The 19,588-nt window shown below is 72.3% G+C and carries 13 protein-coding genes; 7 read left to right on the top strand and 6 right to left on the bottom strand.

Annotated features, from left to right (window positions below):
- Positions 1–491 precede the first annotated feature (491 nt).
- From typA to ACFVFH_RS07870, 4 genes are all read right to left on the bottom strand, one after another.
- Positions 492–2,363 carry a translational GTPase TypA gene (typA, locus tag ACFVFH_RS07885; protein WP_383764892.1) on the bottom strand — a complete coding sequence of 624 codons (1,872 nt, stop codon included), beginning with the start codon at positions 2,361–2,363 and terminating at the stop codon, positions 492–494.
- Positions 2,364–2,971: 608 nt separating this feature from the next.
- Complete coding sequence (locus ACFVFH_RS07880) at positions 2,972–5,338, bottom strand: ABC transporter family substrate-binding protein (RefSeq protein WP_383764889.1); 2,367 nt, start codon at positions 5,336–5,338, stop codon at positions 2,972–2,974.
- A gap of 335 nt (positions 5,339–5,673) precedes the next feature.
- On the bottom strand, positions 5,674–6,228 hold the full coding sequence (locus tag ACFVFH_RS07875) for an isochorismatase family protein (RefSeq protein ID WP_383764886.1): 555 nt from the start codon (positions 6,226–6,228) through the stop codon (positions 5,674–5,676).
- A gap of 274 nt (positions 6,229–6,502) precedes the next feature.
- Positions 6,503–6,982 carry a MarR family winged helix-turn-helix transcriptional regulator gene (locus ACFVFH_RS07870; protein ID WP_383764883.1) on the bottom strand — a complete coding sequence of 160 codons (480 nt, stop codon included), beginning with the start codon at positions 6,980–6,982 and terminating at the stop codon, positions 6,503–6,505.
- 170 nt (positions 6,983–7,152) lie between these two features.
- On the opposite strand from ACFVFH_RS07870, the gene ACFVFH_RS07865 reads away from it, so the two are divergent.
- Positions 7,153–8,208, top strand: coding sequence for a LacI family DNA-binding transcriptional regulator (locus tag ACFVFH_RS07865; protein ID WP_383764880.1), 1,056 nt, complete (start codon positions 7,153–7,155; stop codon positions 8,206–8,208).
- Between the two features lie 296 nt (positions 8,209–8,504).
- Here the strand turns inward: ACFVFH_RS07865 and ACFVFH_RS07860 are convergent, their stop codons facing one another.
- Entirely contained in the window at positions 8,505–9,497 is a 993-nt protein-coding gene (locus ACFVFH_RS07860; RefSeq protein WP_383764877.1) for an acetylxylan esterase, read from the bottom strand.
- Between the two features lie 360 nt (positions 9,498–9,857).
- Here ACFVFH_RS07860 and ACFVFH_RS07855 point away from each other — a divergent pair, with 360 nt between their 5' ends.
- The 5 genes from ACFVFH_RS07855 (at position 9,858) to ACFVFH_RS07835 (ending at position 16,072) form a co-directional block, all read left to right on the top strand.
- Positions 9,858–11,108 carry a sugar ABC transporter substrate-binding protein gene (locus ACFVFH_RS07855; RefSeq protein WP_383764874.1) on the top strand — a complete coding sequence of 417 codons (1,251 nt, stop codon included), beginning with the start codon at positions 9,858–9,860 and terminating at the stop codon, positions 11,106–11,108.
- 5 nt (positions 11,109–11,113) lie between these two features.
- A complete protein-coding gene (locus ACFVFH_RS07850) occupies positions 11,114–12,106 on the top strand; it encodes a carbohydrate ABC transporter permease (RefSeq protein ID WP_383764871.1) in 993 nt (330 codons plus the stop codon).
- Positions 12,103–13,011 carry a carbohydrate ABC transporter permease gene (locus ACFVFH_RS07845; protein ID WP_383764868.1) on the top strand — a complete coding sequence of 303 codons (909 nt, stop codon included), beginning with the start codon at positions 12,103–12,105 and terminating at the stop codon, positions 13,009–13,011. The genes ACFVFH_RS07850 and ACFVFH_RS07845 overlap by 4 nt, the downstream gene beginning before the upstream one ends.
- Before the next feature lie 99 nt (positions 13,012–13,110).
- On the top strand, positions 13,111–14,313 hold the full coding sequence (locus tag ACFVFH_RS07840; protein WP_383764865.1) for a glycoside hydrolase family 1 protein: 1,203 nt from the start codon (positions 13,111–13,113) through the stop codon (positions 14,311–14,313).
- 283 nt (positions 14,314–14,596) lie between these two features.
- Positions 14,597–16,072: a glucoamylase family protein gene (locus tag ACFVFH_RS07835; protein ID WP_383764863.1), complete on the top strand. Its 1,476-nt coding sequence runs from the start codon at positions 14,597–14,599 to the stop codon at positions 16,070–16,072.
- Between the two features lie 114 nt (positions 16,073–16,186).
- Here the strand turns inward: ACFVFH_RS07835 and ACFVFH_RS07830 are convergent, their stop codons facing one another.
- Positions 16,187–17,278 (bottom strand): hypothetical protein, encoded by a 1,092-nt coding sequence (locus tag ACFVFH_RS07830; protein WP_383765582.1) that lies wholly within the window; start codon positions 17,276–17,278, stop codon positions 16,187–16,189.
- Between the two features lie 140 nt (positions 17,279–17,418).
- Here ACFVFH_RS07830 and ACFVFH_RS07825 point away from each other — a divergent pair, with 140 nt between their 5' ends.
- On the top strand, positions 17,419–19,512 hold the full coding sequence (locus ACFVFH_RS07825; protein ID WP_383764861.1) for a TPM domain-containing protein: 2,094 nt from the start codon (positions 17,419–17,421) through the stop codon (positions 19,510–19,512).
- Positions 19,513–19,588 lie beyond the last annotated feature (76 nt).

The raw sequence follows: 19,588 nt of genomic DNA, 5'->3' as shown, positions 1-19,588 counted from the left end.
ACCGACACCCCTGACGGTGATCGTTCAGTGCCCCTAGTGTGCTCGTGAGTCGGCACTCCCCACAGTGCGTGACCCATTGACCCGAGCTCAATGGAGCCAACTATTAAGTACGACCGGGCTGTAAACCACACTTAAAGGGTCTCGTTTTAACAACATCGAGGAAGCTCGATTGCCCGAAATCCGGACAAAGTGATCCCAGACAGACACCCTCGAAACGGACCGTTAGCGCAGCTTTCGGAGAGCGACGATCGATATGCGGACGGATCGCCAGAGAAAACCACTGGACAGAGGCTCGATGGGCCTTCTTGACAGTGCACTGCCACTTCCTCGTGGTTGCTGGTGCAACAGCGGACGCACCACTTGAGGCATCGCCGCGCGCCGGGGCGCACTCCGACGCGGAGCACAACGGGGCCCCGCCCCCCGTCAACTGACGGAGGACCGGGCCCCGTTGTGCGGTTCTCGTCCGGGCGCGCACGGCGCCCGGCGCGGGATCAGCGCTTGGCGCGCGACGCGGCGCGGCCGCGCTCCTTCTGGTCGAGGACGACCTTGCGGATGCGGACCGTCTCCGGGGTCACCTCGATGCACTCGTCCTCGCGGCAGAACTCCAGGGACTGCTCCAGGGAGAGCTTGCGGGCCGGCACCACGTTCTCCGTGGTGTCGGCGGAAGCCGCACGCATGTTGGTGAGCTTCTTCTCCTTGGTGATGTTCACGTCCATGTCGTCGGCGCGGGAGTTCTCGCCGATGATCATGCCCTCGTAGACCTCGGTGCCGGCCTCGGTGAAGATGACACCGCGCTCCTGGAGGTTGACCATGGCGAACGGCGTCACGGAACCCGCGCGGTCGGCGACCAGCGAGCCGTTGTGACGGGTGCGCAGCTCGCCGAACCACGGCTCGTGGCCCTCGAAGATGGAGTGCGCGATGCCCGTGCCGCGGGTCTGCGTCAGGAACTCCGTACGGAAGCCGATCAGGCCGCGGGACGGGACGATCCACTCCATGCGGACCCAGCCCGAGCCGTGGTTCGTCATGGTCTCCATGCGGCCCTTGCGGGTCGCCATCAGCTGGGTGATGGCGCCGAGGTGCTCCTCGGGCGAGTCGATCGTCATGCGCTCGATCGGCTCGTGCGTCTTGCCGTCGATCTGCTTGGTGACGACCTCCGGCTTGCCGACCGTGAGCTCGAAGCCCTCACGGCGCATCTGCTCGACGAGGATGGCCAGCGCCAGCTCGCCGCGGCCCTGGACCTCCCAGGCGTCGGGGCGCTCGGTGTCCAGAACGCGGAGCGAGACGTTGCCGATCAGCTCGCGGTCGAGGCGGTCCTTCACCTGGCGGGCGGTGACCTTGTGGCCCTTGCCGCCCTTGCCGACCAGCGGCGAGGTGTTGGTGCCGATGGTCATCGAGATGGCGGGCTCGTCGACCGTGATCAGCGGGAGCGCGATCGGGTTCTCGGGGTCGGCCAGGGTCTCGCCGATCATGATGTCCGGGATACCGGCGATGGCGCAGATGTCGCCCGGACCCGCCTTCTCGGCCGGCTTGCGGGTGAGCGCCTCGGTCATCAGCAGCTCGGTGATGCGGACGTTGGACATGGTGCCGTCGCGCTTGATCCAGGTGACGGTCTGGCCCTTGCGCAGCTCGCCCTGCTCGACGCGGCAGAGCGCGATGCGGCCGAGGAAGTTGTCGGCGTCCAGGTTGGTGACGTGGGCCTGGAGCGGGGCCTCGTCGTCGTACTCCGGGGCCGGGACGTGCGCCAGGATCGTGGAGAAGAACGGCTCCAGGTTGTCGCTGTCGGCCGGGACGGTGCCGTCCTCCGGCTTGGTCAGCGAGGCGACGCCGTCACGGGCGCAGGCGTAGACGATCGGGAACTCGATCTGGTCCTCGTCCGCGTCCAGGTCCAGGAACAGGTCGTACGTCTCGTCGACGACCTCGGCGATCCGGGAGTCGGGACGGTCGGTCTTGTTGATGCAGAGGATGACCGGCATCTTCGCGGCGAGCGCCTTGCGCAGCACGAAGCGGGTCTGCGGGAGCGGGCCCTCGGAGGCGTCGACCAGGAGCACCACCGCGTCCACCATCGACAGGCCGCGCTCGACCTCACCACCGAAGTCGGCGTGGCCGGGGGTGTCGATGATGTTGATCGTGATCGGGTCCCCGCCGTCCTTGGGGTGATACTTCACCGCCGTGTTCTTGGCGAGGATCGTGATGCCCTTCTCACGCTCCAGGTCGTTCGAGTCCATCATGCGGTCGTCGAGGTGCTCGGCGGCGTGCGCGGCGAAGGCGCCGGCCTGCTTGAGCATGGCGTCGACCAGCGTGGTCTTGCCGTGGTCGACGTGGGCGACGATGGCTACGTTACGGATGTCGTGGCGCGTGGGCATGGGTGGCTTGCGCTTCTCTCGGATCGTGGGATCAGGCGTCTAAGTCGGTCTCAAGTCCTCGTACGCCCGCCGGGCGGACGCGCCACGGCTCGTCCAATGGTACGGGGCTGGCGCCGCGGCGGCTTCCCGGGCAAGTCCCGTGGGCCCCGGGACGGGGGTCGCGCCGGTCCGCCGGGCAGGCGTCGGCGGTGGTGGCGCCGAGTGCGGGCACGTACGTATCCGGTGGTGGGAGCCCGCGTCCGCGCCGTGTTCGCAACGCGTTCGCGCCCCCGTGACCGGTTCTTCCGGCGAACTTCACCGGGTCTCGCGGCCACGGCCGGCGGAGCGGTCGGCGGCGGGCATGGGGACCGGGCCGTGCCCGTGACGGCCACGGCGTCCGGTGCGGACGTACGAGGCTCCACGGACACGGCCCGGCACGGCTTCGGAGGTGGGGCTCCGGAGCGCTGTCTTCGAGAGGACCGGAGTTAGGGGCTCCGGTGCGGGGATCTCGAAGGTGGGGGGATCGAGCGGCCACCCGGGTCGACGGGCTGAAGCGACCTTGCCCGCCGGGCAGGGCGGCGGGCAAGGGATTTGAGCCAGTTCTGAGCTTCCGGTACTGCGCTGACCTGCTACTTCTTCGGGTGCGCCGGGGCCCCGGCGGCCTGCGGCGCCCGGAAACCGATGTCCTGGTAGCGGGGCGTGCCGAAGCCGAAGGCCCCGACGTTCACCAGCTTCCGGTTCGCCGCCACGAGCTGGGGACGCCGGTAGAGCGGGATCGACCCGGCGGCGGCCCAGATCCGGGCGTCGGCCTGCTTCATCAGTTTCCGGGCGGTGGCCTCGTCCAGCTCCGATACCGCCTCGTCGAAGAGCTGGTCGATGTGGTCCGTGCCGACCCGGGTGTAGTTCTGCTCGACCAGCAGCGAGCCGTCGGTGGCGGGCACCGGCTTGGCGAAGATCGGGCGGTCGTCGGTGGCCGGGTAGGCGGTCGCGGGCCAGGAGTACAGGGCCAGGTCGTAGTCGCCGGAGGCGATGTGGTCCTGGAAGTAGCTCTCGTCGGAGACCTTGGTGATCTCCGTACGGATGCCGACCGATTCGAGCATCGCCGAGATCTTGTCCCCGACGCTGCGCAGCGCCTCCGAGCCGGGACCGGACGGCAGGACGAAACGCAGGGTCAGCGGCTTGCCGTCCTTGCCGAGCGGGCCGCGCCCCGGATCGGCCGCCCGTGCGGGCGCCGCGGTGCCCACGGGGGCGTACGCGCCGGCGGCGCCGCCGGGCCGCTTGTCCTGCGCGGTGAGTCCGGCGAGGGCGTCCTCGGAGATGCCGGAGTCGGAGAGGTATCCGGCCTGGCGCAGCAGGGCGGAGCTGTGGAACGCGGCGGCGGGGGCGGGGGCGAGCACATGGGTGGCGCGGCTCGCCGGATCACCGTCGCCGGGCTTGCCGTCCTCGCCGACGATGTAGAGGCCGTCCTCGGGGGCGGGCTCGCGCCGGGCGGCGGCGTCGCCGGACTTGCCGTCGGTGCTGCCCGCCTTCCCGGCCGCGGGGCCCGTCTCCTTCTTCTCCGGCTTCTCCGCGTCCTTCGTGCTCTTCTTCCCGGCCTCGCTGCCCGCCTTGGTGCCGTCCGTCCGGGAGACGGCGCCCTCCGGCGTCCAGCCCGCGTCGGCCAGCAGCGCCTGCGCCTTCTCGGTGTCCTGCCCGCCGAGCGCGTCGCTGCTGTCCTCGTACGCCGGCTGTCCGGCCAGGGCCAGGTGGCTGCCGAGCGGGCGCGCGGGCAGGCCGAGCGGCTTGAGCACAGTGTCCACCAGCTCCTGGCGGTTCAGGGCCCGTGCGACCGCCCGGCGCACCCGGTCGTCGGCGAGCGGTCCGGACTCGCCGTTCAGCGCGAGCTGGGTGTAGGCGGGCTCCAGCGACTTGCGCACCACGTAGCCGCGCAGCCCGTCCTGTTCGGCGGCGTACGCCTCGGCGGCGGCCCGGCTCTTCTCCCTGGCCGCCTGGGCGGCGGCCGCCTCCTCGGCGTTCGAGCCGTGGGCCTCGGCCCAGGAGCGCAGGGCGGCGGCCGGGTCCGTCCCGGAGCCGGGGCCGGGGGCGGCGGGCTGCCCGTTCGCGCCCGCGTCGCGGGCCGCCCGCGCGATCCGGCGGACCGTCGCGGCGTCGACGTCGGCCACGTCGACCTTGTGCGCGGCCAGGGCCTCGGTGCGGTCCTTCGGCGCGACGGCCCGGAAGACCAGCGAGTCGAGCTTGGCCGGGGTGCCCCACCAGCGGGGGTTGCGGTCCAGGGTGACCTCGCCCGCCTTCGTGTCCACCCCGCGCAGCCGGAACGGCCCGGCGGTGGCCTTGAGGGTGGTCCGGGCGCCGTCGTTGAAGGCGTCCGGGGAGCCGGTCGCCTCCTTCGGGTACAGCGGGGAGAACAGCGAGCGCCAGTCCGCGTAGGGCTTGGCGAAGGTGACCCGTACCTCCAGGTCGTCGGCGCCGCGCTCGATCTTCTCGATGCGGTCGTAGCCGGCGTTGCGGGCGGTCCAGAAGGCCGAGTCCCGGCCGCTCAGGGCCCGCCACTGGGCCACGAAGTCGGGCGCCCCGATCTCCCGGCCGTCGCTCCACACCGCCTGCTGGTTGAGCCGGTACAGGACCACCTGCCGGGGCTCGCGCTCGACCACCTCGGCGGACTCCAGGTAGTCCGGGTTCAGCTGCGGCCTGCCCTGGGCGTCCAGCGGGAAGAGCGTCGGCAGCAGGGCGCCGGTGATCCGGGTGGTGGAGGCGTCGGCGTCCGCCTGGAAGGCGTTGAGGGTGGTGGGCACGGCGTCGATCGCCCAGTTGACCGTGGAGCCCTCGGCGACCTGGTCCCGGCTCGCGACCGCGACGTCCTGGGGGGCGGCTCCGGCGGCCGCACCGCCGCCGGAGCTGCATCCCGCCAGCACCGGGAGCGTCAGCACGCCTGTCGTGAGGAGCGCGAGGGAGCGGCGCTTTCGGGCCGTCCCCCGCGGGACGCCGACGTGGGACATGGCTGATACCTCCGGGGACGGCCCGACCCACCCATCCGCGGGTGTTCCGGATTGTGCGTTTTTGGTGGCATTGGCTGTTGATCACACTGGTTCCGTCCCACCACTGAATGCGCCCCCGCGCGAGAGGCCGCGCAGACACGGCGCGACGGCCCCGAACCTCACCCGTGCGGCGCAGCGGCCCCGGTTGCCGCGGCGCACGGGAACGGCCGGTCCGACCACGGGGGTCGGACCGGCCGGAAAGGAGGGGCCCGGCCGTGGGGCCGGGCCGTGGGGCCGGGCCGTGGGGCCGGGCCGTGGGGCCGGGCCGTGGGGCCGGGCCGTGGGCAGGGTCCCGGTCAGCCGAGCAGCTTGACGATCGCCTCCGTCGTGTCCGTCTCGCCCAGGCGCGGGAAGATCTTCTCGACGCTGTTGCGGTGGGCGTCGGCGTCCCGGTCGGTGACCGCGTCCGTGGCGATCGTGACGTGGTAGCCGTGCTCGTACGCCGAGCGGGCGGTGGACTCGACGCCGATGCTGGTCGCGATGCCGGTGAGGACGACCTGGGTGACACCCGCGCGGCGCAGCCGGAGGTCGAGGTCGGTGCCGTGGAAGGCGCCCCAGGTGCGCTTGGTGACCACGATGTCGCCCTCCTGCGGCCCGAGCTCGGGCACGATGTCGGCCCAGTCGGTGGGCGGCTGCCCGCCGGCCCCCGCCGGAGTCTCGTTGCGGCCGGGGGCGCCGTCGACGACATGGACCAGGACGACCGGGAGGCCCTTCGCGCGGAAGGCGTCGGCGAGGGTGACGGAGCGGGCGACGACATCGGCGGCGGGGTGGGCGGTGTCCAGGCCGACGATGCCCTTCTGGAGGTCGATGACGACCAGGGCGGTCCTCGGGTCCAGGGTGGTTGCGGTCACGGTGATACTCCTGTGGCGTGGGTGAACGGGTGGGTCCTGCTGCGGTACGGCTCGGGGTGCGGGTCGGGTCGGCGTGCGGGTCGGGGGTACGGGTACGGGCCCGGCTGCGGGTACGCGGTCGGCGCTCGGCGCTCGGCGCTCGGCGCTCGGCGCTCGGCGGTCGGCGGTCGGCGGAGGTTGCCGGGGAGGGGCGGAGGTTGCCCGGGAGGTTGCCGACGGGCCGGGGGCCGGGGCCCAGGTGGCCGACGACGGCATCGGCGCCCGTCGGCGGCGTTCACCGGTCGGTCAGTCGGTCCAGCAGTTCGACGGCCTCGGCCACGGCGCGGCGCTCGGCGCCGTCGAACTCGGCCGCGAGGGCCTGGGCGAGCCAGTCGCGCTTGGCGGCCCGCACCTCGGCGAGCGTCGCGGTCCCGGACTCCGTGAGCGACATCACCGACTTCCGGCCGTCCTCGGGATCGGGGGCCCGCTCCACCAGCCCCTGGCTCTCCAGCGCGCCGAGCGTCAGCCGCATGGACTGCGGACGCACGTACTCCGCGCGGGCCAGCGCGGCCGTGGTGGCCGGCCCCTCCCGGTCCAGCCTGGCCAGCACCGAACGTTGCGTCGGGGTGAGCAGCCCCTCCGACGAGGTGCTGCGCAGCCGCCGCAGCAACCGGCCGACCACGGCGGCCAGCCGGATCGCGAGCTGCTCGGCGTCCGGCTCCGCGGACGGGGCGGCGCGACGGGCGTCGGGGGTGGTCGGAGTCGGTTCCGTCATGCCCCCAACGTAAAAGATGTACAAGGCACCTTGCAAGGTTGCCTGTCATTTCTTGGCCGCTCTTGCCCGTCGCGCGGCCCGCGATCTAGGGTGAATGCGCTTTCAGAAGAGGGTCGGTACATGCAACAACAGGTGCTTCGGCACGGAAGAAGAAGCGGACGGTCGGTCGAGTGAGCGCCCCAACGGTGTACGACGTCGCCGAGCGGTCGGGCGTCTCCATTGCCACGGTCTCGCGGGTCTACCGCACCCCCGATTCGGTACGCGCCCAGACCCGTGAGCGGGTCCTCGAAGCCGCCCGCCAGCTCGGTTACGTACCCAGCGGCAACGCCCGGGGCCTGGCCAGCCGGACCACGGGCGTGCTCGGCCTCTGCTTCCCCGACTACGCCGACCCCGACGCGGAGGCCGACGCCGAGGCGGACAGCGACACCGACGACGCGGTGATGCTCTACTCCGACCAGATCATCCGCGGCATGGAGCGGGCGGCCCGGCGGCACGGCTACGCGCTGCTGATCGCGGCCTCGCTGGAGGGCGGCCCCGAGAGCCTCGTCGCGAAGGTCGCGGGGCGGGTCGACGGCTTCGCCGTGCTGGCGCAGACCGTGCCGACCGAGGACCTCGAAGTGATATCGCGCCGGCTCCCGGTGGTGATGATCGCCGGTCCCCGCGAGATCGACCACCTCGACCACATCGTCGTCGCGAACGCGGACGGCGAACGCGAACTGGCCCGCCATCTGATCGAGGACCACGGGCTGCGCAGGCTCGCCTTCATCGGCGGCGAGGTCGAGTCGCCGGACGCCGAGGCGCGGTTCCACGGCTTCCGGCAGGCGTGCGGCGATGCCGGGCTCCCGGTGCCGGACGCGCCGGATCTGCGGGCCGAGATGATGACGCAGGCCGAGGGCGCGCGGGCCGCGGAGGCGCTGCTCGACCGGACCGGCGAACGGCCCGAGGGCATGCTCTTCGCCAACGACCAGATGGCGGTGGGCGCGCTGCGCGCGCTGGAGCGGCGCGGGGTGCGGGTGCCGGAGGACATCGCGGTGACCGGCTTCGACGGGATTCCGCTGAGCCGGATCGTCCAGCCACCGCTGACGACCGTGCGCCAGCCGATCCGCCGGCTCGGTGAGCAGGCGGTGGAGCTCCTGGTCCAGCGGCTGGGCAACGGCGGCGCCGAGCCGGTCTCGCTCATGCTCCCGGTCTCCCTGATCCGCCGCGCCAGCTGCGGCTGCGGCTGACGGGGACCGCCGGGGGCCCGGCTCAGGCCCGGACCGCCCGACGCCCTCAGGCCCGGACCACCCGGCACCCGGCTCAAGCCCGCACCGCCTGACGCCCGCCTCCCTCAGGCCCGCACCGCCAGCACCCTCAGGCCCTGGCCGCCCGACGCCCGCCCGACGCCCGCCCGGCACCCGCCCCGCTCAAACCCGTACCGCCCGAAGCCCTAACGCCCGGACCGGAACCCGCCCCTCAGCGCCCCTCGGCGCCTCGCCGCGCCCCCTCGGCGCCGCGCCGCGCGCCCATGTGCCCCGCCCCCTCAGGCCCGGCGCAGCCGCTCCCCGAAGAAGCGCTGCCGGGCCGCCCGGAGCTCCGCCTTCTCCGCCTCCGTGCCCTCGTACTCGAAGTGCCCCGCCTCCAGCACCGTCAACTCGTGCTCACCGGCCAGCGCGTTGTGCACGGCGAACTGCCCCGGCGGTGGCACCGAGGGGTCGAAGAGCGCCGCTGCCACCAGCGTGGGCACCTCCAGCCGCGTCGCGGCCGTGGCGGCGTCGAAGTACGGCAGCACCTCGACGACCTCGGGGTGGTCCCGGCGGTACCCCCGCACGGCCTCCCCGCTGCCGATGCACGGCAGGGTGAGCCTCAGCGGGTGGTTGCCGAAGGTGGGCACGGTCAGCTGACCGGCCCCGAAGCGGTCGTCCCAGGGCAGCGCCAGCGCGCCGAGCCCGCCGCCGAAGCTCTCCCCGAGGTACCCCAGCCCCGGGCCGCCCTCCTGCGGCGTCAGCCCCGGCACCAGCTCGCACAGCGCGGACGCGGCGCACCACAGGTCCGCCACGCAGTCGCCGATGACATAGGTGTCGCGGGACTCGATGCCGTGCAGCACGTGCGCGGCGGACACGTCCGGTATCCCCGGGTGCAGGCCGCGCGACCCCATGCCGCGTACACAGGGCAGGATCGCCGCGGCCCGGGGCAGCGGCAGCGGCACCTCGGGGCCCGGCTCGTCCCGGCCGCCGTAGCCGTGCCCGATGACGAATCCGTACTCCGCCACCCCGTCGGCGGGCAGCGCCACCCAGCCGCCGAGCCGCACCCCGCCCACCGAGGTGTAGGTCACACCGTGGATCCGCACCCCGTCGCGCTCCTCCTCGGGAGGCCCGAGCTCCGGCTCCGTGGCGACCTTGCGGGCCTCCGCGTGGCGGGCCCGCCAGAAGGCGTCGAAATCGTCCGGAGCGGTGGGGGCGGGGACGCCCAGCAGGTCCGGGAGCGTGTATCCGTAGGCCGGATCGAAGGGGAATTCGTGTTCGAGCGAAACCATGGCACGACCGTATCCGCCCCGCTCACGACGGTACAGACCTGTTGATCATCACGGCGGGGACCCGCGGGCCCCGGCGGCTGGGCCCCGGCGGCTGGGTCCCGGCGGCCCTCGCCGTACGGGCCCGTCCGCCCCGGGAGACCGGACGGCGTCGGCCCCGGGAGGCCGGGCAGCGAAATCGGTCACATCACCCCCAATTTCACAAACAACCCCTTTACCGTGACAAGTTGAACATTCAGATGTCCAGCACGTTGCACGAGTGTGACCAAGCACCCTCTTGCGGATTCCCGAATCTCTGTCGCAGAGTGATGTATGCGCTTACAGGCAGCGCATACATCCGGATTGCTCAAGGAGGAGCCCTCCATGTCCCGCACCGCCAGAAACGCCTCGATCGGTATCGCGGTCACGGCCGCGCTCACTCTCGGTCTCACCGCGTGCGGCAGCTCCGGGGGCGACGAGGTCGCCGCGGACAAGAAGCAGACGATCACCGTCTGGGCCATGGGGGCCGAGGGCGAGAAGCTCGCGGATGTGGCCAAGGTCTACGAGAAGGCCAACCCGAACATCACCGTCAAGGTGACCCCGGTGGGCTGGGACGTCGCCCACCAGAAGCTGGTCTCCGCGGCCGCCGCCAACACCCTGCCGGACGTGGCGCAGATGGGCGGCAGCTACATGGGCGAGTTCGCCGAGCTCGGGGTCCTCGAACCGGTCGACACCAAGACCTTCCACGAGAAGGACTACTTCCCGTCCGGCTGGAAGCAGGGCGAGGTGGACGGCCAGGCGTACGGCGTGCCGTGGTACGTCGACACCCGGGTCCTCTACTACCGCACCGACCTGGCCGAGAAGGCCGGCGTCACCAAGGCTCCGACCGACTGGAAGGAGATGCAGGACCTCGCCACGGCCTACCAGAAGAAGGCCGGGACCAAGTGGGGCCTGTCCATCCAGCCCAGCGGCCTGGACACGGTGCAGAACTTCTACTCGTTCCTGTACTCGGCCGGCGGCGAGATCGTCAACGACAAGGGCGAGGCCGTCATCGACAGCCCCGAGGCCGTCAAGGCGCTCAAGGAGTACGGCTCGTACTTCGACAAGGGGCTCTCCAACAAGTCCGTGCAGCCCGGCTACGACGTGGTCAAGGACTTCGGCAACGGCCGCGTCCCGATGTTCTTCGGCGGCCCCTGGCACGTCACCCTGCTGAACGAGGGCCAGCCGCAGATCAAGGGCAAGTGGGCGGTGGCCAACGTGCCCGCCGACAAGTCCTCCGTCTCCATGGCGGGCGGCTCCTCCCTGGTGGTCTCCAAGGACAGCAAGCACAAGGCCGCCGCCACCGAGTTCATCAAGTACCTGACGGACACCAAGGGCCAGGCCGACTGGTACGAGCGCACCAAGGACCTGCCGGCCAACACCTCCGCCTGGACCTCCGGCGCCCTCGCCGACGACGCCGACCTCCAGGTCTTCAAGAAGCAGATGGACACCGCCAAGTCGTCGCCGTCCCTGTCCAACTGGACGGAGATCACCGACAAGGTCGACCAGGCCATCGCCAAGGTCACCCAGGGCAAGGCGTCCGCCGAGGACGCGCTCAAGACGGCCCAGTCCCAAATCGAAGGCCTCGTGAAGTAGGAGTCATGCGCACCATGACCGCAAAGGCCGCCGAGACGGCCAAGGTGCAGGCCGGGCCGGGGGCCTCCGGGTCCCCGGCCGCCGGGCCCGCAGGTCGCCGGGGTGGCAAGAGGGCCTCGATGGGCGTGCAGAACGTGGCCGGCTGGCTGTTCTCCACCCCCTTCCTCGTCCTCTTCCTCGTCTTCATGGCGTTCCCGATCCTCGCCACGCTGGTGATGAGCTTCACCGACTTCGGGCTGCGCAACGTCACGCACCCGCTGGACGCGAACTTCATCGGCTTCGAGAACTACGTCAACCTGTTCAGCGACGACAAGTTCCTCAAGTCGCTGTTCAACACGGCGTACTTCGTGGTGATCGGCGTCCCGCTGACGATCTTCCTCGGGCTGGTCGTCGCCGTACTGCTGAACAACGGCATCGACCGGGCGCGGACCTTCTTCCGCGTCGGCTTCTACGCACCGGTGGTCACCACCATCGTCGCGGTCGCCGTGGTCTGGCGGTTCGTGCTCGACCCGAGCGACGGGCTCGTGGCGGGGCTCTTCTCCGAAGTGGGCCTCACCTCACCCGACTTCCTGGGCTCCGAGACGCTCGCCATGCCGTCGATGATCGCGATGGCGGTCTGGCGCAACCTCGGCACGGTCATGGTGCTCTTCATCGCCGGTCTGCAGGCCATCCCCACCGAGGTGCGGGAGGCCGCGCGGCTGGACGGTGCCGGTGTCTGGCAGGAGTTCAAGGGCATCACCGTGCCCCTGCTCCGGCCGACGCTGCTCTACGCCACGGTGATCACCACCATCGGTTACCTCAACGTCTTCGAGGAACCGTTCGTGATGACCCAGGGCGGTCCCTCGGACTCCACGCTGACCGTCTCGCTGAACATGTACCGCGAGGGCTTCAACTTCTTCCACATGGGCTATGCGAGTGCCATGGCGTATGTCCTCTTCGTAGTGATCATGGGCATCACGGTGCTACAGCTCCGACTGCTGAAGGACAACACGAAATGAGCGCCACCAGTGCACCCGGCGCCGTCTCGACGGCGCCCGCGCAGAAGCCCGGGGACACGCGGCCCGCCGGGGCGAAGAAGGCCCGCAGCCCGAAGCGCGTCCTCGTCTACGTCCTCCTCTCGGTCGGCCTGCTGGTCATGTCGGCGCCGTTCCTGTGGATGGCGGTCTCGGCCTTCAAGACACAGCAGGAGCTGACGGCCAGCCCGCCGGTGTGGATCCCGACCGAGTGGACCCTGGAGAACTTCCGGGAACTGCTCGACAAGCTCGATCTGCCGCTGTACTTCATGAACTCGGTCATCGTGGCGGTGCTGGTCACCGTCTCGAACCTGGTGTTCTGCTCGATGCTCGGGTACGCCCTGGCCAAGCTGAACTTCGCCGGCCGCAACAAGATCTTCGGCCTGGTGCTCGGCGCCCTGATGGTGCCCGGCAACCTGATGCTGCTGCCGCTGTTCGTGCTGATGAGCAAGTTGCACCTGATCGACTCCTACGCCGGTCTGGTGCTGCCGTTCGCCGCCGGGGCCTTCGGGGTCTTCCTGATGCGGCAGTTCATGCAGTCGATCCCGGACGAGCTGCTGGAAGCGGCCCGGATGGACGGCGCCGGTGAGTGGTACATCTTCTGGCGCATCGTGATGCCGCTGGTCAAGCCCGCCCTGGCGACGCTGTCGATCTTCACGTTCCTGGGCTCCTGGAACAACTTCGTCTGGCCGCTCATCGCGACCAACGACCCCGACAAGTACACCCTCCCGGTCGCCCTGGCCACCTTCGCCACCGACCCCAACAAGGCGGGCGGCTCCAACGGCATGCTGATGGCCGGCTCCCTGCTGGTCGTCCTGCCCGTCGTGATCCTGTTCATCGCGCTCCAGCGCCACTTCACCCAGGGCATCGCCACCGCGGGCATGAAGTAGAACCGGACCCGCCCCGGCGCGGCCGCCCGACGAAACGTACGAGGCCACGGCCCCACCCCCGTCGGCCACACCCCATCATCACCAGAAAGACAGTTCGCGATGACGCATACCCAGGTCCCGTTCCCCGAAGGCTTCCTGTGGGGCGCCTCCACGGCCGCCCACCAGATCGAGGGCAACAACACCAACAGCGACTGGTGGGTCAAGGAGCACGCCGCGGGCACCCACATCCAGGAGCCCAGCCTGGACGCCTGCGACAGCTACCACCGCTGGCACGAGGACATGGACACGCTGGCCGGTCTGGGCTTCACCGACTACCGGTTCTCCATCGAGTGGGCGCGCATCGAACCCGCCGAGGGCCGGTTCTCCCGCGCCGAGCTCGCCCACTACCGCCGCATGGTCGAGGGCGCCGTCGAACGCGGCCTGCGCCCCATGATCACCCTGCACCACTTCACCGTTCCGCAGTGGTTCGAGGCGCGCGGCGGCTGGACCGCCGAGGGCGCGACCGAGCTCTTCGCGCGCTACGTCGCGGCCTGCGCACCGGTGATCGCCGAGGGCGTCGGCCACGTCTGCACCATCAACGAGCCGAACATGATCGCCGTGATGGCCGGCCAGGCCAAGCGCGGCGACAACAGCTTCCCGCCCGCCGGTCTGCCGACCCCCGACGACGAGACCACCGAGGCCGTCATCGCCGCGCACCACGCGGCCGTCAAGGAGGTCCGGGCGATCAACCCCGCCATCCAGGTGGGCTGGACCGTCGCCAACCAGGTCTACCAGGCCCTGCCCGGCGCCGAGGAGGTCACCGCCGCCTACCGGTACCCCCGCGAGGACGTCTTCATCGAGGCCGCCCGCGGCGACGACTGGATCGGCGTGCAGTCCTACACCCGGACCAGGATCGGCACCGACGGCCCGATCCCCACCGCCGAGGGCGCCGAGCGCACCCTCACCCAGTGGGAGTACTACCCCTCCGCGGTCGGCTACGCGCTGCGCCACACCGCCGAGGTCCTGGGCAACGGCATCCCGCTGATCGTGACCGAGAACGGCATCGCGACCGACGAGGACAGCCGCCGCGTCGACTACTACACCGGTGCCCTGAACGAGGTCGCGTCCGCGATCCAGGACGGCCTGAACATCCAGGGCTACCTGGCCTGGAGCGCGCTCGACAACTACGAGTGGGGCTCCTACAAGCCCACCTTCGGCCTGATCGGCTGGGACCCGGAGACCTTCGAGCGCCTGCCCAAGCCGTCCGCCGTCTGGCTGGGCGAGATGGGCCGCACCCGCGCCCTGCCGCGCGTCGCCGGCTGACCCCGGCCCCCGAGCCGACCCACCTCGGCTCCCCCGACCGGGAGCGACCCGACAGCTCCCGCCCGTACGGGAACCGGCGGCACCTGACGGACCCCGGTTCCCGTACAGCAGGGCCCCCGGGCCCTGTGCCCGCGTACGGCGCCGCTCGTGTCCAGCCCTGCTCACGAGCGGCGGCGCACGCGGGTGCCGTACCCGGCACGGCGCCCCGCGCCCGCGCTCACGACCGACGAACGAAATCCGCCCACCGCCCACAGCCGGTGGCTCTCTTCTTCGAGGGGTTCCGATGGACCGTCGTACGTTTCTCACCGCAGCCGGGACGGGAGCCGCCGCCCTGTCGCTCGGCGCCGTGGCCGCGCCCCCGGCGGGCGCCGCCGACCGGCCCGCGCGCGGCGCGCACGCCCCGCTGCTCCTGCGCTGGTTCCGCGACACGTACCGCTCGATCGAGGCCATGACGACCGGCCTCGGTCTCGCCGTCGACAAGATCGACGTCAGCGGGCCCGGCGCCCCCGTCCAGTCGCGCCAGACCTCCCCCACCAACATCGGCTGCGGCCTCTGGTCGACCGTGGCCGCCGCCGGACTCGGGGTGATCGGCCACGACACCATGCTCCGCAGGCTGGAACGGACCGTGCGGACCGTCGAGAAGCTGGAGCGCCACCACGGCTTCTGGCTCAACTGGTACGACGCGCACGACGGTTCGGTCCTCACCGAGTGGCCGGGCACCGGCGACCCGGTCCGCCCGTTCCTGTCCTCCGTCGACAACGCCTGGCTGATCACCGGTCTGCGCATCGCCGCCGACGCCGCCCCCGCGCTGCGCCCCCGCGTCGCCCGCATCCTGGCCACCGCCGACTGGTCGTACTACTACACGCCGTACGACCCGGCCGACCCGGTCGCCGGCCCCGGTCAGCTGCGCGGCGGATTCTGGCCCGACACCGAGGAGCCCACCGGCCACCACTACGGCGCGCTCAACACCGAGCCCCGCATGGCCAGTTACCTGGGCATCGCGGACGGTTCGCTGCCCGCCGACCACTACTGGCACCTGCTGCGCACCATGCTCCCCGAGCACGAGCAGGAGCAGCACCCGCAGGGCAGCTACGTCGCGATGGACGGCGTACGCGTCTGGCAGGGGCACTACACCCATCGCGGCCGGAAGCTCGTGCCCACCTGGGGCGGTTCGATGTTCGAGGCCCTGATGGTGCCGCTGTTCGTGCCGGAGGCGGAGTGGTCGCCCGGATCCTGGGGCCTCACGCACCGCCGGTACGTCCGCAGCCAGATCGAGCACGGCATGGTGGAGGCGGAGTACGGGTACTGGGGCTTCTCCCCCGCCGACATCCCCGAGGGCGGCTACCAGGAGTACGGCGTCGACGCGATCGGCATGCAGGTCGACGGCTACGCCTCCAACACCGACCGTACGTACACGAAGGACGGCGAACCGCTGCCGCCCGCCTCGGCGTTCACCAACGGTGTGGTCACCCCGCACGCCTCCTTCCTCGCACTGCCCCAGGCGCCGAAGGAGGCGATCGCCAATCTGCGGGCGCTCGACCGCGACTTCGGCGCCTACCACGCCGGATACGGCTTCCGGGACTCCGTCAACGTCTCCACCGGCCGGGTCAGCGACTACCACCTCGCGCTCGACCAGGGCATGATCGCCGCGGCACTGGCCCAGGCGCTCCGTCCCGGTCTGCTCCAGCGGCCGTTCCGGACCGGCGGGTTCCAGTCGAGGGTGCGGCCGCTGCTCGCGAAGGAGCGGTTCTCGCTCTGAGCCCCTGAGACGTGGTGGCGTACCGGTCCGGGGCGGGGTGCTCGGGGCCCGGCCCCGGCCCGGTACGCCACCGCTCCGTTCCCGCGCGGTCCGGGCCGCCCGGCTCCGGTGCGGTCAGTTCCAGCCCGCCCGGTACGCCGCCCAGTCGCCGTCCCGCGCGGCGAAGTCGACGTAGAGCGCGACCCCGAACCGTGCGCGGTGGCGGTCCGTACGCCCCAGCCCCAGCCGGGTGCCCCGGACCGCGGCCTCGACCGTCTCGGCCGACTCGTGGTGTCCGAGGTCGCTCTCGTGGAAGAACGGCAGCCCCATCAGCAGATCGGTGTCCTCGGGCGTCACTTCGAGGGCGAGCGCCGTCTGGTGGGCCACATAGCCGCCGAACATCCCTTCCAGCGGCATCCAGGTGTCGTACGACATGACGGCGATCTGGTCGACCCGGCGCGCGACCTGCCCGAAGAACGCCTGCGACCACCATTTCTCGCTGCCGCTGACCGCGCCGACCACGCTGTGCGCCGCGGGCAGCGGGTCGATCTGGTGGGCGGCGACCGACAGCCGCGCCCCGCGCGACCCGGTGAGCGCGCCCAGGTCGTCGAGGAGCGAGAGGTAGTGGCGGTCGCCGGAGTGCAGCGGCTCCAGGTCGAAGTGGACGCCGTCGAACCCGGCGTCCAGGACCTGCCGCGCCGAGGCGACCACGGCGGTGCGCGACCCGGCCCGCTCCAGGCGCAGCCCGTCCGGCCCCTCGGTGGCGAGTACGTCGCCGAGCCAGGCCTGGACCCGGATGCCGGGCAGGGTGCGGTGCACGGCATCGATCAGCCACCGGGCCCGGGGGTAGCGGTCGGCGGGCAGGGTGCCGTCGTGTTCCAGCGGCCCGGCGTGGACGTACAGGTCCTTGATCCCGGTGCCCTCGATCCGGGTGGCGAACGCGGCGAGGTCGGCGTCGTCCTTGCGCCCGTCGACCCAGGCGTGGCCGAGCCAGATGGCGTCGCGGCCCCGGGTGCGGGTGCCGTCGCCGGGGTCGCCTGAGTAGGCGAGCCGCAGGGCGGCGCCCGCGGTGAGGACCGGCACCACGACCACCAGGACGGCTGCCGCCACGATCCGTCTCGGCCAGGTCCACCGGAACCGTCTCGGCCAGGTCCACCGGAACCGGACCGCCCGCCCCCGTATCCTCCCGGCCGCTCGTCCGGCCTTCTCCCGGGCCGTCCGCCCCATCCCCGTGAACACGTCCGTCTCCCCCTGTGTACCGGTGTGCCGTAGGGCATCATGGCGCACCGCCGGGGACCGGCGGCGGGCCCGTCGCCGGGTCGCGGGTCACAGAGAGTGGACATAACCTCACAAAGGTGATGCCGCTCGTGAGCCGTACCCGGATATCCGTGCCGGGCCGGGCCCTGCTCGCCGTGCTGATGGCGGTGTGCTGGCTGGCCCTTCCCGCGGCGTCGGGCGCGCGCGCCGACGACCCCGTCACGCTCTCCCGCGACGGGCAGATCACCGACAAGGTGGGGGCGCTCGGGGACCGCCGGGACCAGGTGCGGACCACGCTCGACCGGCTGTACGCGGACCGCCGGGTGCAGCTCTTCGTGGTGTACGTACGGGACTTCTCCGGCCGGTCCGCGCAGAGCTGGGCCGACGCGACGGCCGACCGCAACGGGCTCGGCGGCGACGACGTCCTGCTCGCCGTCGCCACCCACGACCGGCAGTACGCGTACACCGTGGACCAGGGTTCCCGGCTCACCGACGCCCAGCTCGCCGAGGTGGCGCGCACGGCGATCGTGCCCGCGCTCCGGGAGCACGACTGGGCCGGTGCGGCGATCGGCGCGGCGGACGGGTACGCCGCCGTACTGGCCGGCCGGGCCGTGCCCACCCCGTCCGTGACCCCCGGTGCCGCCGATCCCGGAGCGGCCTCCGGCGGGACGGGCGCCGGGGACCTGGTGCTTCCGGTGGTCGTGGTCGGAGGTGCGGCGGCGGTGGCCGGCTACGCGTACACCCGGCGCAGACGGCGCACCACGACCCGCACCACCCCCGGCGCGCAGGGCTGGGGCCGTGCTTCCGCCGGGCCGGGCGGACCGCCCGCGCCGACTCCGCTGCCCGAACTGGACGCCCGCGCGAAGGAGGCGCTGGTGGAGACCGACGACGCGGTCCGCACCAGCGAGGAGGAACTCGGCTTCGCCACCGCGCAGTTCGGCGAGGAGGCCGCGGCACCCTTCACGGAGGCCGTCGAACACGCGAAGGGCGAGCTGACGGCCGCGTTCCGGCTGCGGCAGCAGCTGGACGACGCCTTCCCCGAGGACGACGCGACGCGGCGCCGGATGCTGGACGAGATCATCGGCCGTTGCGCGGACGCGGATGCCCGTCTGGACGCCGTGTCCGAGGACTTCGACCGGCTGCGCGCCCTGGAGCGCGACGCCCCGCGAGCCCTGGCCACGGCCGAGGCGGCGTTCCGGGCCCTCGCCGGGCGGGTCGCCGCGGCCGAGTCCGCGCTGACGGCGATGCGCGACCGGTACGCGCCGTCCGCCTCCGCGTCCGTCGCCGGTGACATCGAGCAGGCCAAGGACCGGCTGCTCTTCGCCACGTCGAGCCTCAACCGGGCCCGGCAGTCGGTGGACGGCACGGACCACTCCGCGGCCGCCGTGTACATCCGGGCCGCCGAGGGCGCCGTCGACCAGGCGACCACCCTGGTGGACGCGGTGGACCGGCGGACCCGGGAGCTCGCGGAGGCGGCGGACCGGCTGCCCGGCGCCCTCACCGGGACGGAGACCGATCTGGCCGAGGCGGGCGGGCTGCTCGAAGGGACCGGGGACGGGGCGCCGACCGCGGAGCTGCGGGGCCGGATCGCCCGTGCGCGGTCGGTCCTCGCCGATGTGCGCGAGGAGCTGCGGGCCGGTCCGTACAACCCGATCGACGCGCTGCGCCGGGTGGAGGAGGCGGACGCGGCGCTCGACGCGGCGCTGGCCGGTGCCCGCGAACGGGAGCGCGGCGACCGGCGGGCGCTCACCCTCCTGGACGCGGCGACGCTCACCGCGCGTTCCGCGATCGCCGCCGCGGCCGACTTCATCACCACGAACCGGGGGGCGGTGGGCAGCCAGGCCCGGACCCGGCTGGCGGAGGCCCAGCGGCGGCTGGACCGGTCCGGCGAACTGGCCGGGTCGCACGATCCGCAGGGGGCGCTGGCCGAGGCCCAGCAGGCGGACTCGCTGGCCGGGCAGGCCCGCAGCCTGGCGGAGCAGGATGTGAGGTCGTACGGGAACCAGGGCGGCACCCGGGCGGGGGGCGGCGGGGTCGGCGGCGCGATGCTCGGCGGCATCATCCTCGGCGGGCTCCTGGGCGGCGGCCGCGGCGGGGGCTACGGAGGCGGGTTCGGGGGCGGCGGCCGCGCCGGGGGCGGCGGGCCCGGCAGCTTCGGCGGCGGCACCACCCGTGGCCGGCGCGGTGGCGGCGGCCGCTTCTGAACCGACGTCACGGCCACCGCCCCGAGGAGTTCCCCCGCACCACCGCCCCATACGGAACGGCACGGGGAACGGCTTA

Origin of the sequence: Streptomyces sp. NPDC057697 (genome assembly GCF_042799335.1) — a bacterium.
In the GTDB taxonomy this organism is placed as follows: domain Bacteria; phylum Actinomycetota; class Actinomycetes; order Streptomycetales; family Streptomycetaceae; genus Streptomyces.
The sequence above is the reverse complement of the archived record's forward strand: the minus strand, read 5'-3'. Positions and strand labels throughout refer to the sequence as shown.